Source organism: Corallococcus terminator (assembly GCF_003611635.1).
GTDB classification, from domain to species: Bacteria; Myxococcota; Myxococcia; order Myxococcales; family Myxococcaceae; genus Corallococcus; species Corallococcus terminator.
This window is the reverse complement of the sequence record NZ_RAVZ01000421.1, coordinates 1-7126: the sequence shown is the minus strand read 5'-3', so window position 1 is coordinate 7126 and position 7126 is coordinate 1. Positions and strand designations below refer to the sequence as shown.

Genomic DNA, 7126 nt, shown 5'->3' with positions numbered 1-7126 from the left:
CACCCGCCCGTCCGGCAAGCCCGTCAGTCGTCGCCGGAGCCCCGCAGCCCCGGGGGACGGCCCTGCGCGTGGCTCAGTGCGGTGCCAGCAACTGCGAGACGTGCTCGGCCAGGTCCGGCAGGGGCTGGGGCTTGCTGAGCACCAGATCCACCCCCAGCTCCCGGGCCCGGCGGCCCAGGTCCGGGGTGGCGAACGCCGTCAGCAGGACCATGCGCGTGGTGGGGGACGCCTTGCGCACCCGCTCCGCGATGACAAGCCCCTCCTCGGACAGCGTCCCACTCAGGCGCAGGTCGCTGATGACCAGGTCGTAGTGACCGTGAGTCACCCGCTCCAACGCCCCGTCCAGGTCCGTGGCCGAATCCACCGCGTACCCCGCGCTGACGAAGAAGCGGCCGAGCACCCAGCACAGCACCGCTTCGTCATCGATGATCAACAGGTTCCGGGGCACGCAGGAGGGCATGAGCAAGGCCAGGGCCAACTTCGGGACGGCAGGGGGACCACCTACTTCCAGGGACTTGCGCAGCGGCGCGGCGCGGGCCGGACGGGGTTGTCCAGCTTGCGGAATCCATTTTCCAGAATCCGGATCCGCCCCCCGCGCGGTGTCGCGGGTCACTCGCGCATGGGGATGGGGTGGAGCTCATCCTCGTTGGCCGCGTGGGGAATGAGCGCGGACAGGTGGAGGATCAGCACCGGCATCAACTGCGGCTTGGGCAGCAGCTTGGTGATGCCGCTGGCCCACGCGAGCTGCCGCACCTCGTCCAGGGGCAGGGCCGTCATCAGCAGGATGGGGACGATGGAGTCCTGCTGCCGCAGCTCCCGGGCGAACGTCAGCCCTTCGTCCATCCCGGGCCGGCCGAAGGGATGGTCGATGAGGATCGCGTCGAACAGGTTGGTGTCCAACTGGCTTCGCGCCTGTGCATCCGTGCGAGCCGTGAGGACGGTGAAGCCCGCGGCCGTCAGGTGACGCGCCGTCGCCCCACGAACCGGGGGCTTCGAATCGAGGAGGAGGATTTTCCCGTGCATGCCTCAGGGCATTGCAGCGGGTGTGCCATGCACGGCGAAACACGCCAATCCCAGTCAATGCGCGGGATTGGCGGTGAAGGCCGGGGCTTGCGGCCCGGCGGATTCCAGGTTCTGGAATGTCCTCCGGAATCCGGACTCCGTTGGGGCCCCAGCGGACGCGGCCCTCAGGGGCCCCGGTGCTGCCAGCCCTTGAGCTTCGCGTAGAGCGAGCTGCGGGAGATGCCCAGCTTCGTCGCCGCGCGCTCCACGTGGCCGCCCTCGCGGGCCATCACCCGTTCGATGTGGCGGCGCTCCAGCTCCTCCAACGTGAGGTCGTCGCCCAGGGGCTCGTCGTGGGGGGCGGATTCGAATCTCAGGTCGCCCCGGGACAGGCGGCTTGCGCCGGACAGGAGCACGGCGCGCTCCAGCACGTTGCGCAGCTCGCGGATGTTGCCCGGCCAGGAGTACGCCATCAGGGCCTTCTCCGCGTCGGGCTCCAGCTCCACCTGGCCCCGGCCGCGCGCGCCGCCCATCTCCGCGAGGAAGTGGCGCGCGAGCACCGGCACGTCCTCGGCGCGCTCGCGCAGCGCGGGCACATGGAGGATGAGGGTGCTGATGCGGAAGTACAGGTCGCTGCGGAAGCGCTTCTCGCGCGAGGCCAGTGACAGGTCCTGGTGCGTGGCGGCGACGAGCCGCACGTCCACGCGTCGGTCCTTCACGTCGCCCAGCCGCCGGAAGCGCTTCTCCTCCAGCACCTTGAGCAGCTTGGGCTGGACGGCCACGTCCATGTCGCCAATCTCATCCAGGAACAGGGTGCCCCGGTCCGCCACTTCCAGGAGGCCCTGCTTGGCGGCCACCGCGCTGGTGAACGCGCCCTTCTCATGGCCGAACAGCTCCGAGTCCAGCAGGTCCTTGGACAGCGCGGCGCAGTTCAGGTCCACGAAGGGCGCGTCCTTGCGCGAGCCGCCCTCGTGCAACCAGCGCGCGAGCACGCTCTTGCCGCTGCCCGTCTCGCCGGTGACGAGCACGGGGCTGTCGCTGTCGCGCACGCGCTCCGCCTGGTCCTGCAGGAACCGGATGGCCGCGCTGTCGCCCAGGAAGGGATCCACCCGCGAGCGGGCCGTGCGCGAGCGGTCCGCGGCGTGACGCTGACGTTCGCGGCGCTGGGACACGAGCCGCTCCAGCACCACCTTGAGCACCGCCAGCTCCACCGGCTTGGTGAGGAACTGTTCGGCGCCCTCCTTCACGGCTTGCACGGCCAGCTCGATGGAGCCGTGGCCGGTGAGCACCACCAGGGGCACGGCCGCGTCGATCTCCTTGAGCCGGGGCAGCAGCTCCAGCGCGGTGCCGTCCGGCAGCCGGTAGTCGATGACGGCGACATCGGGCCGGTGGGAGCGGAAGCCCTCCTGGGCCTCGGCGACGCTGGTGGCCTCATCCACGTCGAACCCGTGCTGGGTGAGGTAGCCCTTCATGCCCAGGCGAACGCCGGGCTCGTCGTCCACGAGCAGGATGCGGGTGCGGGTCATGAGGCTTGCGATTGATGCGAAGGGCCGGAGGTCGCGGCCGGGGGGCTGATGGGCAGCAGGATGGTCACCTCGGCGCCTCCCGCCGGATGGTTGGACAGGCGGATGCGGCCCTGGTGCTCCTCCAGGATGCGCTGGACGATGGACAGGCCCAGGCCGGTGCCGCCCCGGCGCTTGCTGAAGAAGGGCTCGAAGACGTGGGGCAGGTCCTCCGCCTTGAAGCCGGGCCCGCCGTCATGGACGGTGCAACGCACCCATTCGCGGCCCGCTTCTTCCACGGCCTCCACCGCCATGTGCACGGTGGTCCCTTGCGGCGAATGCTGCACGGCGTTCTCCACCACGTTGCGGAAGACATGGAACAGGCGGCGCGAGTCCATGCGCACCGGGGGCAGTCCTTCCGACAACTGGCGGGTGAGCTTCACCGCCGCCTTCTCCCCGGCGAGCTCGCACGAGGACAGGGCCTCCGACACCACGGAGCCCACCGCGCCGTCGGCCCACTCACCCCGGGCGGGCCGGCCGTATTCGAAGAGCTCCTGGGTGAGGTGCGTGAGCCGGCGCACCTCGCCGCGCAGCACGTCCAGGTATGGCTGCAATTCGGGGCGCGTGCCGAAGGTGGCCTCCACCGCGTCCACCACGGCGGAGATGGAGAACAGGGGGTTGCGCACCTCGTGGGCCACGCCCGCGACGATGGCGCCCATCGCGGCCATCGTCTCACTGCGGCGCACGTGCGCCTGGAGCTCCAGGAGCCGGGTGATTTCGGTGGCCACCAGGATGATGCGCGGATCCTCGCTGCCGGCTTCATCCACCCACGCGGCGGCCAGCTCCCAGGTGCGGCTGGACGCGGCGTCGTGCACCTGGCGGTTCGCGGTGCCGTGCGTCTGGCGCAGCTCCTCCACCAGGGGTTCCGCGCTGGTCCAGGGAGGCGCGCCCACGGTGGAGGACAGCGGCTGGCCGGTGGGATCGGCTTGCTGGAAGAGCGCTCCGGCGGCGCCATTGAGGCGGTGGATGATGCCGTCCGCGCTCAGCACCACCAGGGGTGACGACACGGCGTCGAAGGTGCGGCGCCATTCGGTGGCGGAGCGGCGGAAGCTGTCGTGCAGGCGCTGGCGCAGGTCATCCGCGAGCCGTCGGTCGGTGACGTCCGTGACGACGCAGCCCAGGTGCACGGCGTCCTGCGCGTCCAGGCCGGAGGCGGCGGCGCGGCTTCGCACCCAGCGCACGCGGCCGTCGGCGCAGATGATCCGGTGCTCCACCTCCGCCTCCGTGCCGGGGGACAATCCCTCGATGCACTCGCGGTAGCGGGCCCGGTCCTCCGGGTGGATCATCTCCGCCCACAGCGGCGCGGGCGTGCCCTCCGGCCCGGGCGTGGTGAAGGCGCTGGGGGGATAGCCGGTGGTGCGCTCGATGACGGGCGTGCAGTAGAAGTCGCGCAGCACGCCGCCGCGCAGCTTGCCGCCCCAGAGGTAGTCCGGCAGCGAGCGGGTGAGCACATCCAGCCGGCCCTCGTGCTCCTGGAGGGATTGCTCGGCGCGCAGCCGCTCGGTGACCTCCGACAGGGAGGCGATGACGCCCAGCACCTCGCCGCCGGAGCCGCGCACGCGCGAGTAGCCGCCGAACCAGAATCTCGCCTCGCCCGGGGCGGCGGGGGTCTCCACCTGGAGGCTGACGTCCTGCAACGGCGCGTCCGTCTCCAACGCGCGGGCGAGCCGGGGCGCCAGCACGGTGCCCAGCGCGGGCAGCACCTCGGTGACGTGGCGGCCCAGGTGCGCGCTCACCGGCAGGCCATTCATCGCGGCGAGCGCGGCGTTGACGTGCACGTACTGGAGGTCCCGGTCGAAGAAGGCGAAGCCCACCGGCGTGATGTCCATCACCGCGTCGCGCAGGGCCCGGGCGTCATCCGCCCGCTTCAAAGCCCGGGCGCAGTCTTCCCGCGTTCGAGCCTGCGCGCGCAGCATCACCCACGCGCCGAAGGTCGCGAGCAGCACCGCGCCTCCCGCCAGGACGGCGAGGCGGGGCACGGGAGCCCAGGCTCCGGTCGTCGCGCCCAGCGCGCCCATGAGCACACCGCAGGCGAGGACGAACGAGACGGCTCGGAGCAGGGACGGCGACGGAGGTGGAGTGGACATGACGCGCGGGGAGCGCGCCGGACTCTACGATCCCTCGCATCCACTTGCATCGCCGCCCGGGTCCGTCCAGCGAGGCTCCAGGACGAAAGCCCCGGCCCAGGTGGGAAACGAGGCCGGACGCCCGGAGGGTCAGCCCCTACGGCGGCCCTGGCCTCCGGAAGCGACAGGGCCCGCGGCGGGAGGTCGGGACGTCGCGTGTGACATCCCAGACAATCTCAGACCGCCGGACCCGCGATGATGTCGGGCGGTCCGGGGCGGTTCGGATCATGGGCCGGTGGATCCGTGATGCCCGGCTCGATTTCAGGATCCTGCTGGGGCGCAGGCGGCTCCCGGCGCGGGGGCTCCCGCTGCGGCGGATCCTTCTCCGGTACCTGGGGCCGGGGCGGCTCGATTTCAGGCGTGGGCTTCGGGTCCGGCTCCTTCACGGGCTTCGTCGGCGGATTCGTCTGTGGATTCGTCGGCATGTGCTCCCACACTGTGCACGCCCCGCCCCCAGGGCACCGGGCCCCGTGACCCGGCGCCGGCCGGTGCGCGCTTTTCAACGGATCCGGAAGTCATCCGCCCGGAGCGGGCGCGAAGTGGTCGTCCTCCTGGGACAGGCTGTCGGTGCGACGGGCACCGTCCCCATTCGAGGGTCGAGGCGCGGCCCACACCTCCACCACCGCTTCGATGCGCGGGGTGAGCTGGAGCATGGAGCTTGGAAAGCAGCGCGTGGGCAGGGCCGCGAAGAGCCGCCGGGCCAGCTCGGCTTCCGGGGGGCTGCCCACGGCGACGTGGGGGCGCACGATGAGGTCGGTGAAGCAGGCGGCCTGCTCGGGCCCGCCGCTCACCAGTCGGGCCATCGCGCTGCTCTGGTAGAAGAGCACGCGCACGCCTGCTTCCCTGGCGTCAGCCAGGAAGGCCTGCAGGGCTCGGCCTTCCACCGCGCCCACCAGCAGCGCCTCCGGGGCCCACGTCCCGTCCGAGTCCCGCTCCTCCACGTTCAGCGGCACGCCAATTGGAACAGGGGGCGCCCGATCGCTTGTCAGCACGGCCCCCCGTTCTCCCTGCCAATAGAGGCGAGTTTCGTACTCGGTGATGGAAACGGAATTCATCGGGCGTCTCCTCGGCAAGGACTGTCGCGGTGCGCTTTCAACACGCATGCCATGACAATGCTTCGCAGCTCGCGGTGCATCGCCCTGGAGTACGAGTCTTCCCAGGTAGGACACTGATCGGGAGACCACACGTGCCCTGACCCGCGATGCGGACCGCCCTGAACAGCCCTTTTGGACAATATCGCTCCGGCTGTCTTTGCCTCACATCCAGCGCCACTTTTGACTGTCACGGGGAGCTGCATGGACATGAATCAATGGGGCGGGAAGGGCGGAGTGTTGGCGGTATGGCTTTGCGCGGGAGGTGAGACCGTCCGCGGTCCTGCCCGGGCTGGAGCCTGTAGGGCCCCGGACGCGTCAGCCGTCTGAGCGTCCGCGCACGAGGGACGTCCCATGCGGCTGGAAGGCCGCCTGCCAGAGGGTGGGCACCCCAAGGCTGCATGGGCACCGTCAGCGCGCATCCCCTTCTTGTGATTCATGAATGACGAGAGGCACCCCATGATCGAGGCCTACGCGAGTCAACTGATCCAGGCACCCGTGGATGTCGTCTGGGACCGGGTGGGAGGCTTTGACAGCCTCCCGCGCTGGCATCCAGGCATCGTCTCCAGCGAACGGGTGGCCCACCCCGGACCGGGGGCGGGGCCGCTGCGACGGCTCACCACGCGGGCCGGCGAGGTGTTCCTGGAAGCACGGCTGGAGCACGACGCGCATGCGCGCAGCTACGCGTACGCGATGCTGGAGGGGCCGCTGCCGGTGCGCGACTACCATGCGAAGCTGAGGGTGACGCCGGTGACGGCGACCGGGCAGACCTTCATCGAGTGGTCCGCGACGTTCAACCCGAAGCCCGGACACGAAGCGGAAGCCCTGGCCCGCAGGGTCCGCGACGAGATCCTCACCCCGGGACTCACGGGCCTTGCGCACACGTTCCTGCCGCCCACCGGGCGGGCCCCGACACCGGATCGGGCGTGGCGGCGCTGAAGGCTCACAGTCGCTGGAGGAAGCGCACCAGGTCCTGCTTCTGCGCAAGGGTGAGGGATTCCGGTGGGCCGCCCGGGAACTCGGGAGGGTTCACCGGCAGGTCCAGTCCGGTGAAGCCGAGGCCGGGCAGGATGAAGCGGCTGTAGGTGTCCACCGAGTCCGTCAGCGTGTTGTGGCTGTTGTCGTGGAAGTACGGCGCGGACCGGGCGATGCCGCGCAGCGAGGGCACGTCGAAGGCCTCGAACTCCGCGGGGTCTCCGCTGATGAGCGCGCGACCGGGGTCCGTCGAATACCACTGGGCCGCGAGCGCGGGGCCGGTGATGGGCGCGCCGTGTTCGTCCAGCGCGGGGAAGATGTCGTCCGGGTCTCCGCTCGCGGTGACGGGGATGGGGGGCAGGTCGGTGAC

The 7126-nt window shown here is 70.9% G+C and carries 7 protein-coding genes and 1 pseudogene; 1 reads left to right on the top strand and 7 read right to left on the bottom strand.

All coding sequences use genetic code 11. From position 1 onward, the window contains the following. Positions 1-73: 73 nt before the first annotated feature. The 6 genes from D7V88_RS36755 to D7V88_RS36730 form a co-directional block, all read right to left on the bottom strand. The gene (locus D7V88_RS36755; RefSeq protein WP_120545247.1) at positions 74-460 is read right to left on the bottom strand and encodes a response regulator; all 387 of its coding nucleotides are present in this window, start codon (positions 458-460) and stop codon (positions 74-76) included. A 149-nt stretch (positions 461-609) separates the two neighbouring features. After that, entirely contained in the window at positions 610-1023 is a 414-nt protein-coding gene (locus D7V88_RS36750) for a response regulator transcription factor (RefSeq protein WP_120545245.1), read from the bottom strand. Between the two features lie 164 nt (positions 1024-1187). Beyond that, positions 1188-2528, bottom strand: a complete 1341-nt coding sequence (locus D7V88_RS36745) for a sigma-54-dependent transcriptional regulator (protein WP_120545244.1) — start codon at positions 2526-2528, stop codon at positions 1188-1190. Then, entirely contained in the window at positions 2525-4651 is a 2127-nt protein-coding gene (locus D7V88_RS36740; protein WP_244238589.1) for a PAS domain-containing sensor histidine kinase, read from the bottom strand. The genes D7V88_RS36745 and D7V88_RS36740 overlap by 4 nt, the downstream gene beginning before the upstream one ends. Before the next feature lie 215 nt (positions 4652-4866). Then, positions 4867-5115, bottom strand: coding sequence for a hypothetical protein (locus tag D7V88_RS36735; protein WP_120545243.1), 249 nt, complete (start codon positions 5113-5115; stop codon positions 4867-4869). Positions 5116-5205: 90 nt separating this feature from the next. Next, positions 5206-5745, bottom strand: a complete 540-nt coding sequence (locus tag D7V88_RS36730; RefSeq protein ID WP_244238588.1) for an OsmC family protein — start codon at positions 5743-5745, stop codon at positions 5206-5208. A gap of 495 nt (positions 5746-6240) precedes the next feature. Between D7V88_RS36730 and D7V88_RS36725 the strand changes: the two genes are divergently transcribed. Then, a complete protein-coding gene (locus tag D7V88_RS36725; RefSeq protein ID WP_158625239.1) occupies positions 6241-6720 on the top strand; it encodes an SRPBCC family protein in 480 nt (159 codons plus the stop codon). Positions 6721-6724: 4 nt separating this feature from the next. Here D7V88_RS36725 and D7V88_RS36720 read toward each other — a convergent pair. Next, positions 6725-7126, bottom strand: a pseudogene (locus D7V88_RS36720) (cytochrome-c peroxidase); the annotation flags it as partial.

Coding starts and splice junctions, on each gene's coding strand:
- D7V88_RS36740 (WP_244238589.1), bottom strand. CDS start 4,651: ATGTCCACTCCACCTCCGTCGCCGTCCCTGCTCCGAGCCGTCTCGTTC.
- D7V88_RS36750 (WP_120545245.1), bottom strand. CDS start 1,023: ATGCACGGGAAAATCCTCCTCCTCGATTCGAAGCCCCCGGTTCGTGGG.
- D7V88_RS36725 (WP_158625239.1), top strand. CDS start 6,241: ATGATCGAGGCCTACGCGAGTCAACTGATCCAGGCACCCGTGGATGTC.
- D7V88_RS36730 (WP_244238588.1), bottom strand. CDS start 5,745: ATGAATTCCGTTTCCATCACCGAGTACGAAACTCGCCTCTATTGGCAG.
- D7V88_RS36735 (WP_120545243.1), bottom strand. CDS start 5,115: ATGCCGACGAATCCACAGACGAATCCGCCGACGAAGCCCGTGAAGGAG.
- D7V88_RS36745 (WP_120545244.1), bottom strand. CDS start 2,528: ATGACCCGCACCCGCATCCTGCTCGTGGACGACGAGCCCGGCGTTCGC.
- D7V88_RS36755 (WP_120545247.1), bottom strand. CDS start 460: ATGCCCTCCTGCGTGCCCCGGAACCTGTTGATCATCGATGACGAAGCG.